The organism is Brasilonema sennae CENA114, from assembly GCF_006968745.1.
Lineage (GTDB): Bacteria > Cyanobacteriota > Cyanobacteriia > Cyanobacteriales > Nostocaceae > Brasilonema > Brasilonema sennae.
In genome coordinates this window covers 2,027,653-2,043,989 of record NZ_CP030118.1, presented here as the reverse complement: position 1 = coordinate 2,043,989, position 16,337 = coordinate 2,027,653, and the positions used below count along the sequence as shown (strand labels likewise).

The 16,337-nt window shown below is 42.6% G+C and carries 16 protein-coding genes and 2 pseudogenes; 8 read left to right on the top strand and 10 right to left on the bottom strand.

Annotated elements, in window-relative coordinates; translation table 11 throughout:
* Positions 1 to 448: 448 nt before the first annotated feature.
* Both DP114_RS08655 and DP114_RS08650 read left to right on the top strand, forming a co-directional pair.
* Positions 449 to 2,020 (top strand): group II intron reverse transcriptase/maturase, encoded by a 1,572-nt coding sequence (locus DP114_RS08655; RefSeq protein ID WP_169264222.1) that lies wholly within the window; start codon positions 449 to 451, stop codon positions 2,018 to 2,020.
* A 75-nt stretch (positions 2,021 to 2,095) separates the two neighbouring features.
* Positions 2,096 to 2,608, top strand: a pseudogene (locus DP114_RS08650) (RNA-guided endonuclease InsQ/TnpB family protein); the annotation flags it as partial.
* A 69-nt stretch (positions 2,609 to 2,677) separates the two neighbouring features.
* Here DP114_RS08650 and DP114_RS08645 read toward each other — a convergent pair.
* Entirely contained in the window at positions 2,678 to 3,496 is an 819-nt protein-coding gene (locus DP114_RS08645; protein WP_169264223.1) for an SDR family NAD(P)-dependent oxidoreductase, read from the bottom strand.
* 313 nt (positions 3,497 to 3,809) lie between these two features.
* On the opposite strand from DP114_RS08645, the gene DP114_RS08640 reads away from it, so the two are divergent.
* On the top strand, positions 3,810 to 4,001 hold the full coding sequence (locus DP114_RS08640; protein WP_169264224.1) for a chlorophyll a/b-binding protein: 192 nt from the start codon (positions 3,810 to 3,812) through the stop codon (positions 3,999 to 4,001).
* Positions 4,002 to 4,374: 373 nt separating this feature from the next.
* Positions 4,375 to 5,181: a beta-carotene ketolase CrtW gene (gene crtW / locus DP114_RS08635; protein WP_169264225.1), complete on the top strand. Its 807-nt coding sequence runs from the start codon at positions 4,375 to 4,377 to the stop codon at positions 5,179 to 5,181.
* A gap of 103 nt (positions 5,182 to 5,284) precedes the next feature.
* Here crtW and DP114_RS08630 read toward each other — a convergent pair whose 3' ends face one another.
* Together DP114_RS08630 and DP114_RS08625 are read right to left on the bottom strand one after the other, a co-directional pair.
* The gene (locus DP114_RS08630) at positions 5,285 to 5,917 is read right to left on the bottom strand and encodes a GNAT family N-acetyltransferase (protein ID WP_171975902.1); all 633 of its coding nucleotides are present in this window, start codon (positions 5,915 to 5,917) and stop codon (positions 5,285 to 5,287) included.
* Positions 5,918 to 6,288: 371 nt separating this feature from the next.
* Positions 6,289 to 6,924, bottom strand: coding sequence for a hydrolase (locus DP114_RS08625; RefSeq protein ID WP_171975901.1), 636 nt, complete (start codon positions 6,922 to 6,924; stop codon positions 6,289 to 6,291).
* A 113-nt stretch (positions 6,925 to 7,037) separates the two neighbouring features.
* Between DP114_RS08625 and DP114_RS08620 the strand changes: the two genes are divergently transcribed.
* Positions 7,038 to 7,406 carry a winged helix-turn-helix transcriptional regulator gene (locus tag DP114_RS08620; protein ID WP_171975900.1) on the top strand — a complete coding sequence of 123 codons (369 nt, stop codon included), beginning with the start codon at positions 7,038 to 7,040 and terminating at the stop codon, positions 7,404 to 7,406.
* Positions 7,407 to 7,649: 243 nt separating this feature from the next.
* Here the strand turns inward: DP114_RS08620 and DP114_RS08615 are convergent, their stop codons facing one another.
* The 4 genes from DP114_RS08615 to DP114_RS08600 form a co-directional block, all read right to left on the bottom strand.
* The gene (locus tag DP114_RS08615; RefSeq protein ID WP_171975899.1) at positions 7,650 to 8,336 is read right to left on the bottom strand and encodes a hypothetical protein; all 687 of its coding nucleotides are present in this window, start codon (positions 8,334 to 8,336) and stop codon (positions 7,650 to 7,652) included.
* 4 nt (positions 8,337 to 8,340) lie between these two features.
* Positions 8,341 to 9,021: a DUF2834 domain-containing protein gene (locus tag DP114_RS08610; RefSeq protein ID WP_171975898.1), complete on the bottom strand. Its 681-nt coding sequence runs from the start codon at positions 9,019 to 9,021 to the stop codon at positions 8,341 to 8,343.
* A gap of 47 nt (positions 9,022 to 9,068) precedes the next feature.
* Positions 9,069 to 10,163 carry a heat-inducible transcriptional repressor HrcA gene (hrcA, locus tag DP114_RS08605; protein ID WP_171975897.1) on the bottom strand — a complete coding sequence of 365 codons (1,095 nt, stop codon included), beginning with the start codon at positions 10,161 to 10,163 and terminating at the stop codon, positions 9,069 to 9,071.
* A 441-nt stretch (positions 10,164 to 10,604) separates the two neighbouring features.
* The gene (locus DP114_RS08600) at positions 10,605 to 10,961 is read right to left on the bottom strand and encodes a rhodanese-like domain-containing protein (protein WP_171975896.1); all 357 of its coding nucleotides are present in this window, start codon (positions 10,959 to 10,961) and stop codon (positions 10,605 to 10,607) included.
* A gap of 305 nt (positions 10,962 to 11,266) precedes the next feature.
* Between DP114_RS08600 and DP114_RS08595 the strand changes: the two genes are divergently transcribed.
* The gene (locus tag DP114_RS08595) at positions 11,267 to 12,952 is read left to right on the top strand and encodes a DUF3352 domain-containing protein (protein WP_171975895.1); all 1,686 of its coding nucleotides are present in this window, start codon (positions 11,267 to 11,269) and stop codon (positions 12,950 to 12,952) included.
* A 626-nt stretch (positions 12,953 to 13,578) separates the two neighbouring features.
* Here DP114_RS08595 and DP114_RS08590 read toward each other — a convergent pair.
* Entirely contained in the window at positions 13,579 to 14,124 is a 546-nt protein-coding gene (locus DP114_RS08590; RefSeq protein ID WP_171975894.1) for a hypothetical protein, read from the bottom strand.
* Positions 14,125 to 14,570: 446 nt separating this feature from the next.
* Between DP114_RS08590 and DP114_RS08585 the strand changes: the two genes are divergently transcribed.
* Both DP114_RS08585 and cysE read left to right on the top strand, forming a co-directional pair.
* Complete coding sequence (locus DP114_RS08585) at positions 14,571 to 14,729, top strand: hypothetical protein (protein WP_216669980.1); 159 nt, start codon at positions 14,571 to 14,573, stop codon at positions 14,727 to 14,729.
* A gap of 90 nt (positions 14,730 to 14,819) precedes the next feature.
* Complete coding sequence (gene cysE / locus DP114_RS08580) at positions 14,820 to 15,611, top strand: serine O-acetyltransferase (protein WP_169264235.1); 792 nt, start codon at positions 14,820 to 14,822, stop codon at positions 15,609 to 15,611.
* A 179-nt stretch (positions 15,612 to 15,790) separates the two neighbouring features.
* Here the strand turns inward: cysE and DP114_RS34795 are convergent.
* Positions 15,791 to 15,892, bottom strand: a pseudogene (locus tag DP114_RS34795) (Uma2 family endonuclease); the annotation flags it as partial.
* The gene (locus DP114_RS08575; RefSeq protein WP_171975893.1) at positions 15,859 to 16,215 is read right to left on the bottom strand and encodes a PepSY-associated TM helix domain-containing protein; all 357 of its coding nucleotides are present in this window, start codon (positions 16,213 to 16,215) and stop codon (positions 15,859 to 15,861) included. The gene DP114_RS08575 and the pseudogene DP114_RS34795, both read right to left, overlap by 34 nt.
* Positions 16,216 to 16,337 lie beyond the last annotated feature (122 nt).

The window sequence follows — 16,337 nt, the reverse complement described above, 5'->3', positions numbered from 1 at the left end:
TCCTGTCCTCCAAACTCAGGAGTGACTCCTTATCTGCCCACAGCGACCGAACTCGGAATTTCGAAGACTGAAGCTGGGAACAGGGCACAATCAGACGGCTGTTATGGGCTGACACTGGTGCTAAAAGGGAGTACCCACGGTGAAAATAGAACCTGAAAAAGCAACCTAGTAGAAAGCAGGGCATAACACAAACTCCCTGACTTCGTTAGAGTAAAAATCCCGCCGATGGTGTTTTCTACAAGCGGCAAGAGTAAGGGGTTCTAACGGTTGAATTGGTTCCACCTAACGGTACAAACAATCTATTTTGGGGAACGAATAAAAACGAGTCAAAGGTCATGAGAAGGTCGAAACTCATGTAGGTAAGACGAGATACAGAACTCCTTTGATTCGGGTAGGACAGCGAGTAATTTCGCTGAGGTGTTCAGAAAACATACGTTGAAGTAAGAGCATGATTAGGCACAGTTCCACAACTAGTGAATCTTGGAAAGACCTACCCTGGAAGAAATTCCGGATAAACTTATTCCGCCTACAACGACGCGTGTATAAAGCAGTTCAAGTTGGCGACATGCGTAAAGCGCGGTCACTTCAAAAGCTGATTCTGAAGTCCAAAGCTGCAAGAATGCTGGCTATTCGTCAAGTAACTCAATTAAACGCTGGTAAAAAGACTGCGGGAATTGATGGGAAAGCGTCCCTCAACTTTGAAGAACGCTTTTCACTTGAGAAACTTCTCAAGCTCAATTACTCTAATTGGCATCATAACAAACTACGCGAGATTCCGATACCGAAGAAGGACGGAAAAACGCGAATCCTCAAAGTCCCTACTATCGCAGATAGAGCATGGCAATGCCTTGTGAAATATGCACTAGAACCAGCCCATGAAGCAACTTTCCATGCTAAGAGTTATGGGTTTAGACCAGGACGTTCAGCGCATGATGCGCAAAAGATGTTGTTCTTAAACCTAAACTCAAAAATGAATGGAATAGAAAAACGAGTGATCGAACTCGATATCGAAAAATGCTTTGACAGAATAAACCACACAACTATCATGAATAATTTGATAGCACCAAAAGGGCTGAAAATTGGCATCCTCCGATGCTTAAAAGCAGGAATACACCCCAACTTTCCCGAACAAGGAACCCCCCAAGGTGGTGTGGTTAGCCCACTTCTGGCAAACATTGCGCTCAACGGTATTGAAAGTGTTTTCAGATACCATGAACATGGATATCAAATAACTGACAAAACACCATCAAGTAGCATTATAGAACCATCAATCCGATACGCGGATGACATGGTTATAATACTAAGACCTAGAGACAATGCACAAGAAATACTTGAGAAAATAAGCCAGTTTCTAGCAGAAAGAGGAATGAATGTCAGTGAGAAGAAAACCAAGACCACAGCATCGACAGATGGGTTTGATTTCCTAGGCTGGCACTTCAAAGTGCAAAGCAACGGAAAGTTTAGATGTGTCCCTTCAGTGGATAACTTCAAAGCATTCCGGCAGAAAGTAAAACACATAGTTAACAACTCGAACTATGGCTCCAAGGGAAAAGCTGAAAAGCTGGCACCTTTGGTTAGAGGATGGAGGAATTACCATAGGTTCTGCAAGATGGATGGAACGCGTAACTCGCTATATTTCATCCAAAAGAGAACTTACAAGGTATTCAATAAGGAAGCCAAGAATAACCGACATTCAAGTAAAACTTTACTTAATGAAGCATTCCCAGCAGTTCCTTACTCCGAGAATAAACACGTTAACGTCCAAGGTACAAAAACACCTTTCGACGGAGACATCACCTATTGGAGTGAACGTAATAGCAAACTCTACGATGGTGCAACCTCTAAAGCTCTTAAAAAGCAAAACCATGCATGTGGATACTGTGGCATGAAGATGTTACCAGGTGAAACAGCCCACCTACATCACGTAGACGGCAACCACCAAAATTGGAAAGCAAAGAACCTTCTAGCCATACATGAAAGTTGTCACGACTACATACACATGAGCAAGGGGAAACCCTAGAACATCGGGAGCCGGATGCACGGAAACGGGCACGTCCGGATCTAACAGAGAGGGACGGAGGATAATACCTCCTCTCGACTCTACCAAAAAGGTAAAAATCAACGACGAATAGCTAGACGGAGATATGCCAAGAAGCATTTAAGAGTAAGTAGGCAACGGAATGAACACGCAAAGAGAATTGCGCGTAACGTGTGCAAGCTTAACAGCTTAGTCGCCTATGAAGCCTTGAATGTGAAAGGCATGGTAAAGAATCACTGTTTAGCCAAGTCTATTAATGATGTAGCTTGGACTCTGTTTCGTCGTTGGCTAGAATATTTTGCTGTTAAGTTTGGAACCACAATTGTTGCTGTCAATCCTCGAATGACATCTCAAAAGTGTTCGGATTGTGGCGCAATTGTGAAAAAGTCCCTTTCAACTCGCACTCATAAATGTAATTGCGGATGTGAACTCCAAAGGGATGTGAATGCAGCAATAAATATTCTGAATCTTGGAAAACAAGCTAGGTTGGGACACAACCGAAGTAACGCGACAGGAGTTGGAACCTCTACTCTTCTTGGCGCAAGCCTGGTTGAGCAAGTGCTGACGTAGAATGTAGAATCCCCTGGCTTTACGAACAAATGAGCGACAGCGAAATTTGTTCGTAAAGCCAGGGGAGTGTCAATTATCTTTATTTTTCAAAGCAAGGTTTGAAACCCACTGAAGTAAACCTGGAAACAATCGATAAAACGCTTGCGACAAATTCGCCGAACCAACAAATACTTCAGACTTATGGTTTTTAACAGCGTCCCAGATGGCATTTGCCACGTCATCAGGCTTCTCCACACCTGGAATTTCTAGGACGCTGTTCATCTGATCACGACGGGATTTCACATCTTGCTCATCCTTACCACGAAAAACAGCCGCTTCCACAAAACGACTCTTGATCACATTGGGGTAAATTCCACAAACGTGAATACCTTTTGGCTTCAATTCTGCGTGCAACGCCTCTGTCAAACCTGTGACGCCAAACTTACTAGTGGAGTACGGCACTGAGTAAGGAATAGGCACTTTACCCCCAATGGAACTTATGTTCACAATTGTTCCAGTTCTGCTTTGAAGGAAATGAGGCAAAAGAGCATGAATTGTGTGAATATATCCCCATAAATTAGTATCTATGATGTGGTGCCAATCGCTAAGAGAAAACTGCTCCACTGGTCCTTCTGCGAAAATGCCTGCATTGTTTATCAGTAGGTCAATGTAGCCGTAATGAGCTAAAGCCTTTTCTACGAGTGTTTCCACCTGCAATGGATCTTTAACATCGCAAGGAACTATAAGTGGTACTGGACGACCAAGGCTTTGCACCTCCTGTGCTACACTTTCCAATTCGTCAAGTTGACGTGCAGTGAGTACCAGGTCATATCCTTTGCGAGCAAATAGAAGTGCTGTTGCTTTCCCAATACCTTGGGAAGCACCTGTAATGAGTACTGTAGGAGCCATCTTTTCAGTTAAAAACTTTATTTCCTATCTATTAGTTTGAGCAACAAAATTTAATAAACCTTCTGACTAGCGTTAGATTTTCAATTTTTAAATTCTCTTGGTATACCTGACTACTACCTGATGACAAAAAAAATCCTCTATTTGGCAGGCGCATCATACTCTTATTAACCTTCCGTACTACAAACCTTTACATTAACCACTCACAATCTCATCCTTTGGACTAGCGAACGCGTTGACACTATAGAGAGATAGCGCACACTAGAGGGATCACTACTATGAAAAGTGTTATTTAAAGACTTGAGGAAACTTAACAATGGGAAATTATCCTACTGATGCGACTGAAAAGGCATATAACGGAAGCGACCGCAATGCAGTTAAATTTGGGTTTACTCCACAGTCTGAACTTTGGCAAGGTCGCCTAGCCATGATTGGTTTTATCGCCTACCTACTTTGGGATCTTAGCGGTTACAGCGTTGTGCGCGACGTACTCAACCTCATTCACTAGATTTGAAAGAACCCAGAACTGCGCTGGAGATATAAGCTGACACTACAGACACAACAGCCAACCTCTTGTGCACTCTGGGTTCTGGGTTGTGAATCTTTCTCTAGAATTTTGCTGTATGACACCCATACAGTCAACCTACAGACGGAAAAAGTTTTCGCTCTGGCAATTGTATGTAATTATTAAAGTAAATTAACATTTCTACATAATGTGAAATGTAAGGCGAATGTTGTTCTTTGGGCAACATCTATTTACGACTGGATAAAATACAGTCCGGGAATTATGGAAACAGTTCCCCACCTTATCTCACCTAGTTGACAAGTAACTGCCTAGGCTTGTGTGAACTGTTAATGTATCTCGTCATGAGCTTATTTTTATGAATTTTCCTCCAAAACGAAGTACAACCGTGATTCAACAATTAGAAAAACCAACCACTCATCAACAAAAACTTTCCAGTCCATCTACCGGAGGACTTGTCATTGCTATTGTGATCATTGCAACTTGGGTTACCAGCTTGATTTTATTACTTTCTGTTGATATCTCTAACTTTAATATTTTGACTTTATCGCTTGCTATGCTTTGGCAGGCATTTTTATACACAGGATTATTTATTACCACTCATGATGCTATGCATGGAGCAGTCTTTCCTGCAAACAATAAAATTAATCACTTTATTGGTTCACTATGTTTAACACTCTATGGTTTTTTACCTTATCAAAAACTATTAAGAAAACATTGGATGCATCATCATCATCCGGCTAGTGATAAAGACCCCGATTTTCACGATGGCGAACATAAAAATTTATTTGCTTGGTATTTTTATTTCATGAAAAATTACTCAAGCTGGGGGCAAATGCTTATCATAACAATTATCTATAACTTAGCCTATTTTATACTCCATATACCCCGAGTAAATCTCACTTTGTTTTGGGCAATACCTGCACTTATCAGTTCAATACAGCTATTTTATTTCGGCACATTTTTGCCCCATCGTGAGCCAAAAGACGGGTATAGTGAACCTCACCGTGCGCAAACTATCTCATATCCTGTTTGGTGGTCATTTCTTACCTGCTATCATTTTGGCTATCACGAAGAACATCACGAGTCTCCTCATCTTCCTTGGTGGCAATTGCCAGATGCTCATATGTTGAAGCGATCGACAATTAATGCACCAAATATGTAAATGATCCTGGGTTACAAACTTTGCATTTTAATACACAATAGACCTTCATCGAACTCCACTTCATCAGCCAAATTTGTCGCACGTTAGCAGTGAGGTTAAAAATCTACTGCGGGTGCGGGAGCGAAATATGCAAAATTTCGCCAATTGTCGAGAATCCAGCGCGGGTGTAGATCCGCCGTTCTTCCTCATGGGCCGCCATCAGAAAAGCCATTGTAACGCCTGCGTCAAAAGCCTCTCGCACTAGCCGAGTCGTCAAGGCTCCTGCTACACCTCGTCGGCGGAAAGGGACACGCACACCAATGCCAGCGATCTCTGTCGTCTGGTTTGCGGGCACAGAACATACTCCAGCCCCCACAGCTACTCTACGAGAAGCCGCCCTCCCGGCGTCTACGCCTGTTGCTGCTACACGAGCGAGTACCGCGATTCCACCTGCAGCTATGCTAGTTTGTAGACTTTTAACGTCTTCGGAACTTGGTGTAGAATCTCCATAGACCTCGTTTTGCACCGTCACAGTAGCGAGCATATCAGCATCCGAAACCGCCACGATTAGTTCTATGCCTAAAGGGACCGGAAGCAATTGCTCTAAACCAGGAGTGCAGATCATAAGCGGCAGGCGTCCTTCAACGGTGAAACCACCGGATGTCAGCGCTTCCTCGACAGCAGGTGCTAGTTTCGCAACATACTCCAAACGTGGCTTTCGTTCACGCTCAAGGTAGGCAGTGATAAGTGCGTTCACGTCGCTGAGGGACGGCGTGGCATCGTTGTCGGGGATGGCATAGTTAAGAAAGGGGTTGGCGTTGTAGCGGTTGAAGGTTGCGAGGAACGGACCTATCTGCTCCGTGTCACGTTGCTGGCTCGCCGCGACGCGCAGGTACGATTGAATGCGAGAGTCCATGAATGGATAGCTTGAGCTTGCTCAAGAGTGATAGAAATACGCAAGGAACAACAGCCATTTGGCTGTCCAACAAGAGATCACTCCTATGCTACATGATCAATAGAGCGATCGCGTAAGCGCAAGGGCACACCAAGGGCTAACGCGTAGCGTGCGCTTTGCGCTTAGGCAGCAGTGCTTTATTAAGGTATTACAAGGACTTGTCAGACAATAGCTTATTTTACCGCAGCAATATCGCCTAGGAAGTCGTAGAGTCCCATGTGTTCGCCATATGCTTTGTTCATTGCAGGTGTTGTGGATCGGTCTTCGTCGTGCTTCAGTTCAGCTGCAACCGCAACCCAGTTCGTCATAATTGCACCGGCTTGCGTGAGCCTCAGTATAGTCGCCATCTCTGCTTGTGGACTCCAGGTTCCAGATGCATCAACGACAGCGTAAACATCATATCCTGCTTTAAGTGCTGACAGTGCCGGAAACGCCAGACAGACATCGGTTGTGATCGCAGCCATAATCAGCTTTTTGCGTCCGGTTGCTTCTACAGCCGCACGAGATTTAGGATCATTCCAAAGGTTAATTGGTGAGCGATTAAAAATTTCATGATCGGGAAATAGTTCAATGAGATCTGGAATCGTAGGACCATTAGGACCTTTAGCAGAACTGGTGAATAACACTGTCGGCAAATTGAAAACTTTTGCTGTTTTTGCCAAACCAATCACGTTATTCTTTAGAATTTGCTGATCAATACTATGAACACCTAGAAAAAGTCCAGCCTGATGGTCAATCAGCAACATAGCGGCATTATCAGGTGTCAGTGAGTCGTAAAATGCGTCGCTGTTACCTGTTATGTTAGTCATTGACAGTTCCTTAAGCGGTTCAAGGCTTAATTATTCAATGAAGTCAACGGTTCCGCAAGTAGGTACACAAAAGTGCCATAGTTACACGCTTGTACGTAACGTTCATATTGAAAGTGGATCAATATCCTAGCCTTCTCAATTCGCATCCCTACTTACGACAAACGCTCGACTTAGTAGGTGACAAATGGGTGACAGTGGTGATCTATGTGCTATCTCACGGTACTAAACGCCACAGTGAGCTTCAAAGAGAAATTGGAGACGTTTCGCAGAGGATGCTAACACGTACACTGCGCGATTTGGAGCGAAATGGTCTTGTGCAGCGCAATGTATATCCTGCTGTACCACCAATGGTGGAGTATTCCTTAACGCCTTTGGGAGAAACGCTTATTGAACCACTCAGATCTTTGTGTCAATGGTCGATGGAGCATTACCATGAAGTAGAAGCAGCTAGAGAAAGTGGAAATAGTGAAATGAGTCAATGAGGGCGATCTGCCGTTCGCGTAGCGTGCGCTTTGCGCTTAGGCAGCAGCGTTTGCGCAGCGCCCCCTTAGGGGCTAGCTATCGCCCTTTTGATCACACGACTGAATGAGGAGCGATCGCCCTGAATCAGATAAGCTTACAGGCTATCAGGCTGCACACGGGAGGATGAAAACCCCTACCTTTTAGTTCTATTGTGTAAGTCACTCGTTTCTCAACGAGTGTTTCTTGCCAACTATGCGTCATGATTATCGCACTCTACTACTGCCAAAAGATGCTGGTCTTTGTTGCGCAACATTTTCTGGTATCGGCGGACGCAAGCAAAGATACACAAGTGGACCAAAGAGTGGAACAAGTGATACTGCCCAAAACACTTGAGGATTATTCCAACGCCGTCTCGCCATATCATCGCCTAAGACGGTTGGGAAGAGTAGGCAAAACAAGCAAAATGCCAAACTCATACCATTGATAAAGCGATCGCCCAAAAACTGCTGCCAAAACCCTACCCAATCACCGAGAACAAAAGCGTAGGCAAACAAACCAAGAGTACTTAAACTCAGAGCAATACCAAAAAAGCGAGAATCCAACAACTGCAAAAAAGCATCCTTCCGTCCAGAAAATTGTTGGTTGTCTTCCCTCAAAGCCAAATAAGGTATAAGACCAAGCGTACCTGAAGCAATGGACGCTATTGCAAAAGGATAGAAAGGAATCCACTGCATCCTACCATCAAAGAACAGAACAGCACTGTAAATGAACAACCAGATCCCAACAAGGGAGAACAAAGAGAGGAGAACTGGATTTACATCTGCCCAATTGAGAGTAAAGATATTTTTGAGTAGCGTCAGAGTTTCCTCTAAATGCAGTGGAGGAGCGAACAACAAAAGGTAGGCGATAAATCCAACCCACAGTAACCAAAGAGCAATTTTTCGACTCATAATCTTAATTTATGGCGCTTTGTTGCTGACTCTGTATTATTTTGTCAGCTGCTTCTTTTAAAGGTGGACGTATACATAAATAAATCAAGGGACCAAAGAGTGGAATTAATCCAATCAACCAAAACAACTGAGAATTCTTGATATCTCGCCGCGCCATATCATCTCCCAACAAGGCTGGAAACAATAAGCAAAGCAGGCAAAAATCTAAACTCATTACATGAATAAAGCGGCTTGTTTGCCACTGCTGAACAAAATTTCCCCAATTTCCCTGTCCTACACCATAAGCAATTAAGATAACTGTGGCGACAGTCAGAGCAATACCTGTTAGGCGAGAATCTAATATCTTGAGAAAAGCATTTTTGCTGCCAGGAAACTTTTGATTTGGTTCCCGCAGGGCTAAGTAAGGTAGTAACGCGAAAGCCCCAACTCCAAATGAAATACTAGCAAAAGGCCAAGCAGGCATTTTTTGTGCTCTACCATCAATAAATACCAAGCAGCTGTAAATCATAGGCCAGATGCCCATAATGTTAAAAAGTGCTATAATCAGGGGGTTTATTCCTTGCCATTGACCAGTAGAAAGATCTTTAATTAAATCGAATGTATCAGGTTGATCGGGAGGAGCAAAGAAAAAGGCATAGATAATAAATCCCAGCCATAGCGCTCCAAAAGTAATTTTTCTGATCATTATTTAAGCTAGTTTTGATTAATTCAGCGATTGTCCTGCTACAAGCCCTACTGGGGATTGAAATAACTGAAAGCTTCTGAGAGGTAATCAGAAGCAGCTGTTACTACTGCGATCGCACTTTCATAATTTAGACGCGTTGGTCCGAGAACTCCCACACTACCTAATGATACAGAACCCCGGCGATAGGTCGAAGAAATCAACGAACAAGTGCGTATAGGTTCTAGAGGGTTTTCTGCACCAATACGAATCATGACTCGTGGCTTACCAACCTCCTCCGCTTCCGGCTGTTCTTCAAATATTAACCGCCACAGTTGGTCTTGTTCTTCTTCCAACAGGTGGATGAGCATTTGCACTTGCTGTAATTCCGAAAACTCTGGCTGACGCAAAACTTCAGCAACACCGCGAACCATAATTTGTGTTGCAGATGGTGTCAGAGTGCGACGAGCAAGTTCAGCAACTGAATTTTTCAGGAATTCTCCATATCTTTGGAACTCCTGATCCAATTCACTCCATTTCAGGTTTGCTAATTCAGTTATGCTGCGTCCCCGCAAGTGAGTATTCAAAAAATTAGAGACAATCTGTAACTCGCGGTCGATGACTTCTGCATCTGGTTGTGAATCTTCCGAGGCTTGCGCTAAATCCATCAATGCTGAATGTGTCTCATATCCATCCGTCACCACAATCAACATCACCCGTCCCGTTTCTACTTGCACTAGTTGTAAATGTCTCAACACTGCTGTCGCAGTTTGCGGCATCGTGATTAAGGTGATGCAACCACTCAAAGTTGCTAAAATGTGAGCTGCTCCTTGCAAAAGAGCTTCCAAGCTCCAATCTTCCCACTTGAGGCGTTTTTGCAGTGATAGTTCTACATCTCGTGCTAGAGTTTCAGAAGGTGTTATCAACTGGTCAACATAAATACGGTAGCCAGAGTCAGAAGGGACGCGTCCTGCAGAAGTGTGAGGTTGGTACAGTAAGCCAACTTTTTCCAACACGCCCATCACATTGCGAATTGTTGCTGAGCTAACACCAAGGTTGTACTCTTCAACAAGAGCTTTAGAACCAACAGGTTCTGCTGTGGCTATATAATGACGTATTGTTGCCCCAAGTATCTGCTGTTGACGATTTGTAAGCTGGACTTGCATAAGGAGTTTTTTACCGAAGCCGAATTGTAAGCGAAGCTTTGAAAAAATTTTTAGAGATAACTCTAAATTAAATAAGGATTAATAATAGTAAAGCAAGATCACAAGCACTTTGCTTCTACAACAATAAGCAAAAAGAAGTAAAGAAAAGTAAAGACACTGTACTGCCTTGAGTAAAGTTACTATTAATACAGGTAAATTGCTGGAAAAAAGCTTTTGGATTGAAGTAAATTAGCCCCTACTTATGCATACTTGCATAAGTTTATTCAAATCTCTGTATTTCAAGTTACGAATTTCCTGAACAGCCAAAAAAGGCACATAGGTAGAATACAAATATTTACCACTCAACACTTAAAGCTATCCTAGCTTGTACAGAGGATAGCATAGGCAAATTAAAATCGTCAGTCTTAGCAGACTACATATCCGCTTAATGCAAAACAGCAGCTAGTATTGGGGAATGGAAGAGTCAACCAGAGTTGAGTAAGCATCAATTCCACCCATAACATTTTTGACATTTGTAAAGCCTTGAACAGTTAACCACTGACACATCTGAGCAGAACGAATGCCATGATGGCACAGCACAAGAGTTTCAGCGTGGGGATCTAAGCGGGTGTTGACTTGATCTGCCCAGTCAGGAAACTGACTCAAAGGTAAATTGACAAAGCCATCGATGTGGGCGATCGCCACCTCTTGTGGTTCACGCACGTCCACAAGCTGAATTGGCTCTCCTGAAGATAAGCGTTGTGCCAGTTCTTCAACGTTAATTTGGGTAATGGATGGTTCGGAAGGTTTGCCCATCATGAAGTTTTAATAAAAATCCTATACTATATTATATTGACAAAAAATCTTCGTTCTTTGGGTTTGGTAGGTACGTGAGTGCCGTTTCATTAAAGGACTGAAAAATCCGGTTTTAATGCAGAATTTCTCTGAAGTTCGGCTTAATGCTGTAAAGTGAGCATCTAACAATTAAGAGATAACCTGATTTCTGATAGACTTGTGCGTAAGTTTCAGTACTAAACTAATTTCTAGTAACAGAACTACCTTTGATAATTTAATTTGGTAGTTGATTATTTGTATTTGCACCCCTAGCGGTCTGTATAAAAATTATGACACAACGCTCATTTTTCAGAGTTGTAGCAGTGGGTATTATGATGCTGCTATTGATTGGTATGACTGGTTGTAACGGGTTATCCGCCAAAAATTCCCTAACCGGTATCGCTCCTACAGGACAGTCAGATGCCGCAATTTTCGTGTCTAAACAAGCACCAGTTCTGGTGTCGATGCTGGTGAATCCAGAACGCTTGCAGGCGTTTGAGCGTGATGGAGAACTGTCAAAATTGAAAACAAGATTACTCGCGAATACGGGTATAGATTACCAACAGGAAATTAAACCTTGGTTAGGAAACGAAATAACATTGGCTGTCACAAGCTTAGACATTGATCACGATTCTGAAAACGGACAGCAGCCAGGGTATCTAATGGCACTTGCAACCACTCAACCCGAGAAAAGCCGTGAATTTGTTCAGCTATTGTTTTCTAAGCGCGCTTTGGCTGGGGCAAATTTAGCAACTGAAGAATACAAGGGCGTGAAGCTAATTTCTGACAATCAGATTCCTTCAACGTCTTCTGAAAAGGAACAAGTCAAAAATCAAAATAGTCTTGCTGGTGCAGTTGTAGGTAATAGCTTTGTCTTGTTTGCCAATCATCCAAAAGTGCTGCGAGAGGCAATTAATAATGTACAGGTGTCCGATTTGAATTTAACCAGTTCCAACAAATACCAAAAAGCAACCAAACAACTGTCCAAAGAAGCACAGGCTGTTGCTTTTCTGAATCTCCCCGTAGTAGCAAAATGGCAGAACCTCAAATCTGATGCTCAAACTTATGACAACCAAATTATTTCCCTAGTATCAAATCCCAAAGGATTGCTCGCTGAAACTGCTTTTTTGGCAAAAAAAGAAACTTCACCCCCAGCTGCACAACTTTCTGAACCTGTGGGTGCGTTGGAGTATATCCCAGCTTCAGCAAGTTTAGCAGTAGCAGGATCAAATTTAAGCGGTTTGGGTGAGAGTGATTTAGCACAACTTTGGCAACAAGTGACAGCTAGCCTATCTGCTTCCACAGAAGATGTGATTTCTAAGTTCCTCCCGGTGGCAGATGTTCAAAAACGTTCGCTTATCAACTGGAGAGAAGATATTTTTAACTCGGTGGAAGGAGAATTCGCGATCGCATTGTTACCCCGCGCAGAGCAAACAAATCCCGATTGGATTTTTGTCGCCCAAAAATCCGAAAAGACACCCACAGCAATTTCCCGTTTGGATCAACTCGCCTCATCAGAAGGGCTTTCGCTGAATTCCTTCACCTTAAATGACCAAAAAATCTCTGCTTGGACACAGCTAAAAACTGCTATCAATAAATCTAGTGAAGCAAAAGAGCGAGAATTGTTCACAATTCAAGCAAACGTTGTAGCTGCACGTGCTGACATCGGAAATTACCAGATTTTTGCATCCTCTGTTGAGACAATCAATGCAGCTTTGACGGCTAAGGAGAACCCGTTAGTTAAGAATCGTGATTTCCAAGACAGTATCGCTGCGATTGGTGAACCGAACCAAGGCTACGTTTATATCGACTGGACAAAGAGTCAGGATATTTTAGAGCGTCAACTACCAATTCTGAAGTTTGTGGAAGTCCTGGGCAAGCCATTTTTCCAAAATTTGCGATCGCTCACCCTTAGTAGTTATGGTAGTGACACAGAATTGCTCAAAGGTGGCGTATTTTTTCAATTTTTACGTTAGCTAAATCCCGAAATCTGTATAAACCAAGCTGTAGCTATTCTTGGTTCATGGAGTACAGAGGGTGCAGGGAAAGACTTAGTACTATTTCTAGTCTTTCCCTGCTTTTTTATAGCAATAGCCATAGCAGGGAACACCCGAACGCTTAATAGGGAACGCTTAACAGTGAAACCCAACAAAATCAAAATTTTGGAGTTGGGTTTCGTTCCTCAAACGCCAGACTTGCCGTGAGAGCGGAAACCCTCCTGCTGCACTGTCCTCCCCAACCTAGATGTATAGCTATATGTGTTACCAACGGTTTAATGGCAGTCACCAGATTTCATGTCGTCTAACTCAAGAATCCCTATGAATTTAAAATAAGTGGTTGGAAACTGAAAAGCAAAACTAAAATAAAAAGCACTGGATGATTAGCCGTCGTTCCAGTGCCTCTGCAATTTTTACGGTTGACTACCCTGTCTAATGTTTGGTCAAGTAACCTCGAAGTTTTTTCTTAAATACTACTTATGGATCGCTGAGAAATGTCTTGATTGCAGGTCTGAGCGATTAGCATTGCAGGTGCCTACACGTAGTAATATTCGCGTCCAAAATGCTTTACATATAGCCCGGAACGTACCCTGCCTCTTCTCTACTCAAAAAGTTACAAGCTCTTGGTGAATTAACTTTTTCATTCTCTTTCTTTGCTTTCTATGATTTTCTGATTTGACAACGCTTACAGTTCGGGATTTATCACTCTTAAAGCGCATATTACCTTCTGCTAATAACGAGCCTTGCTTTATCATCAATCCATTATATGGACACCAATCATTTCCACAATTATGTTTTGAATACTCTCCGAAATTTCTATGTTTTATCTTTTTCTTTTTCAAAATTTTTTCTTGATTAAATCGGATACCTTTCCATATTTTATCTTCGTCTGCTACTGTTATATTTTCTCCAAGTGTTTTTAAATAAAAATATGTAGAAGGGTCTTTCAACTGTAAAAAGTCAAAAGCCCTCTGAAATTGTTTATTAGCATAATCTCTGATTTCGATTTTCTGATTGAAATCTAATTTTTTTGTTTCAACAAGAGAGCGAAATAATCCAAGTGTGTTCCAATCTGAAAACTTTTTATGGTTGTCTATTATATATATATATTCACTGTAAGTAAGAGAATTGAATTTTTGCCCTATTTTCATAAGAGTTTGTGGATTGATTTCAAGATAAACATTATCTCAGCTAACCTGGTAACTAGCTACAAGTTAAGAAATTGGCATTCCAGAAATTTGTCCCTCCAATATTAATACAGTCTAAAACTGCTGTAACTACATCTTCCTGTTGTAGGCGTCACTGCACCAGAAAAGGAAAATTGTACGCGCTTGATCGAAACTCGCTCTCTATCTACGTTTCAGTTACTTGTAATCACCCTTGGTGCAGAGTATTTATTATACTCTGCACCAAGGAAACGAGGTTTTTTCAACGTATTTTCAAAGTTTTGAGGTAAATCGTTCAGCCAAGCGCGTACAATTTTCCCGTTTTGGCACGGTGAACCCCAGTAGTACCATTTTGCAAATTCTCAGCCTCCAGTACCGCATCTGGGGGCTTTTAATTGTAAGCTGTAGACACAGTAGTTTTTTATCTGACGATGAACGTCAATCGGTACGGACGCGCCAAAATTCTCACACAGCAAGAGATACAGCTAGTTTTTGCCCAAGGGTTTGACTCAGAGCGTGATAAAACCCTATTCGGTGTATGCCTGTTTACGGCTGCAAGAATTAGTGAAGCGTGTACCAATCATTTTTAAAATTGGTATTACAACCAACGATTTTGTTTATGGCACCTGGAACGCTAAAATAGAGTTTGAGTTGATTGGCGAAACTAGGGTACAAGAAGCGTGTTATCTACATTTGTTGCTGACTTCCGCATCATCTTTGAACGCGACCCAGCTGCTCGTAACTGGTTGGAAGTGTTATTTTGCTACCCCGGTTTGCAAGCCCTAATGTTACATCGGCTGGCTCATTGGCTGCATATCATTCACATTCCCCTTATCCCTCGCTTGATTTCATACATAGCTCGATTTTTAACCGGAGTTGAAATCCACCCAGGTGCAACGATTGGTCAAGGTGTTTTTATTGATCACGGTATGGGTGTGGTGATTGGGGAAACGGCAATTGTAGGAAACTATAGCTTAATTTATCAAGGTGTGACCCTTGGTGGTACAGGTAAGGAATGCGGTAAGCGCCATCCGACTGTAGGAGAAAATGTTGTGGTAGGAGCCGGAGCCAAGGTGCTCGGTAATATCGAAATTGGCAACAATGTCCGCATTGGTGCTGGGTCAGTTGTCTTACGCAATGTGCCAGCAGATTGTACCGTAGTTGGTGTTCCAGGCAGAATACTATATCGTTCTGGCGTTCGAGTCAACCCCCTAGAACACGGAAGTTTACCAGATGCTGAAGCCCAAGTCATACGTGCTTTAGTGGATCGCATCGAGCAACTGGAACAAAAAATTGAACAGTTGCAACAACCACAGCAAAAAGTTTTAGTTCCTTTCGTTAACTCATCATTGTCAACACCTCACACCTCAAATTCCCACATATTAAAAGATGAGCCATCTTCACAAACTCACACTTATTGCCTTTTGCAAAATAAGGTGATAGAAGAGTTCCTGGATGGTTCTGGGATTTAACGACCAAGCAAGTCAACCTTTGATAAATAATATCCTTTAGAGCCAAGTGAAAAGGCGTTAAGCGTAGCTCTGCCGTAGGCGATCGCTTCTCATAGAACGCTCACGAGGATGACTATAGAGTGATAAAAGAGGTTAATCCATCTTATATTCGCAGCACTTTGCTGCTAAATTGGTCGAGATTAGGAAATTCTTGCTTGCTGGAAGATTTGTTGAGGCGTAATTTGTAGTCCAGGCAATAAGGAATCTTCTAAACTATCAGTACCGCGCTTGGTTTCAGGGAGACCTCAATCTCATTACTATCCTTGGTGGAAAGTACAAATCTGTAGGGTGAGTGGGAGTTTCCAGATGTGTCAATCCACCCAGTGAGTTCAGGTTGCGATGCATAGGCGGCTTTAACGGTCTCAAAGGCTGAGCCAATGGAAAGTCGCGCTTCTTGGGTGGGAATGACTTGCCCAAATTGTTGTCTGATTAGGAGCTGGTCAATTTCGGGTCCAAACACCGACAGGCTACCCGTCAAACCAACAATAATAAGAATTAGTCCAACTGTAAAACCAAGATAGCAGTGTAGGGTAAAGACGATTTGGCGAAGTTTGAGAGATTTCATGGCAGATGCCTCTAATATCGTGTCCGGTTAAAGACTTATCATGAAGGCTGCAAGGGGGCAGGGGGAAGGGAGCAGGGGGAAAGGATTTTCACTCTTTGTGCACAGATTTCGGAATAATAACT